This window comes from Subsaximicrobium wynnwilliamsii (assembly GCF_007997225.1).
GTDB classification, from domain to species: Bacteria; Bacteroidota; Bacteroidia; order Flavobacteriales; family Flavobacteriaceae; genus Psychroserpens; species Psychroserpens wynnwilliamsii.
The window spans coordinates 1-1,320 of record NZ_VORM01000096.1 but is presented as its reverse complement, the minus strand read 5'-3'; the positions used below and the strand labels follow the sequence as shown (position 1 = coordinate 1,320).

Genomic DNA, 1,320 nt, shown 5'->3' with positions numbered 1-1,320 from the left:
TACTTTAGCCCCCAATAAGTTCGGAGTGATATTTTAGATTTCAAAATTAATATATTTGAGATATGAAATACAAGAAATGGACTTTAGAGCAGAAGTTGGAAATACTATCGACTTCAGACGAGATAGGGATCGTTGAGAGCTGCCGTAAACACGGTGTGAGTACCGGTACATTTTACAGCTGGAAAAAGAAGTTTGAACACAATGGCGAAGCGGGCCTGAAAGTCACCTATGACACCAAAAGCAAAGAACTCAAGGCGTCAGAGGAAGAAAACCGTGTACTGCGGAAGCTGCTCAGTGATAGAGAAATTGAGCTTGAGGTACAGCGAGAACTCTTAAAAAAAAAGTTTGGGACGTCCGATCCAAGAAAGATCTAGTGGATGCCATCCATGGAAAACACAGGTGCAGCAAGACAAAGATCATAAAGATGGTGGGCATTGTTGAGAGCAGCTATTACAGGGAGCCCGGCGGCGGGAAAAAGGGAAACAAGCCATCCACGCACACTTTCCACGATAGCAGGGGCCTGGTGTCGCAGGACACTGTGGTGGCTTCGGTAAAGGATTTCCTAAGACACGAGTTCATAGATTGTGGATACCGCTTGATGACCAGCTATTTGAAAAGGGACGGCTATGTCATCAATCACAAAAAACTGTATAGGATCATGAAAGAGGAAGGTCTGCTGAAGCTTGACGACAGAATAGACAGAAGTGGCTCTGGACGTAAATTTGTCAAATTCAGGAAGGTCCACACCAATAGGCCATTGCAGTGCCTGGAGATGGATATAAAGATGGTCTGGATACCCAGTGTGGGCAAGAATGCCTATCTGCTCTCTGTGATCGATGTCCATACACGCAGGATATTAAAAGACTATTTTTCTTTCAACATAAAGCAAGACCAGGTCATAGCGCTTCTTTCCCTGCTGTTTGAAGACTATGACTATCCCGATAGCGTGGTCATCAGAAGTGACAACGGAAGCCAGTTTATCGCAAAAAAAGTACGTGAGTACCTAGGTATGATTGGAGTGCAGCAAGAGTTCACGCACGTCGCGACGCCAGAGGAAAACGCCCACATTGAGGCTTATCACGGGATATTGAAAAAGGAGGTCTTTAGAAGATTCGACTACCACTATTTCGGTGAGATAGAGCAGATATTGAAACGGTACGTGAAATTTTACAACAATCGTAGGCTTCACGGGCTGTTGGGGCGAATTACGCCAATGGAGAAATGGAACGCGGATAAGCACCTGATTATAATGAAAAAATTAACCGCTTAATCAATAACCGAAATTTAAAAGATTACTCTTGTTTTATAGGGGTCAAAACA

General features: G+C 43.9%; 2 protein-coding genes. Both read left to right on the top strand.

The window, feature by feature from the left end:
• Positions 1 to 62 precede the first annotated feature (62 nt).
• Positions 63 to 374 (top strand): transposase, encoded by a 312-nt coding sequence (locus ESY88_RS20655; protein WP_147088597.1) that lies wholly within the window; start codon positions 63 to 65, stop codon positions 372 to 374.
• Entirely contained in the window at positions 374 to 1,270 is an 897-nt protein-coding gene (locus tag ESY88_RS20650) for an IS3 family transposase (RefSeq protein ID WP_147088596.1), read from the top strand. Before ESY88_RS20655 ends, ESY88_RS20650 begins: the two co-directional genes overlap by 1 nt.
• The last annotated feature ends 50 nt before the right edge of the window (positions 1,271 to 1,320 follow it).

What these genes read in the sequence shown, in the direction of transcription:
- ESY88_RS20655 (WP_147088597.1), top strand. Translation starts at nt 63, where the DNA reads ATGAAATACAAGAAATGGACTTTAGAGCAGAAGTTGGAAATACTATCG.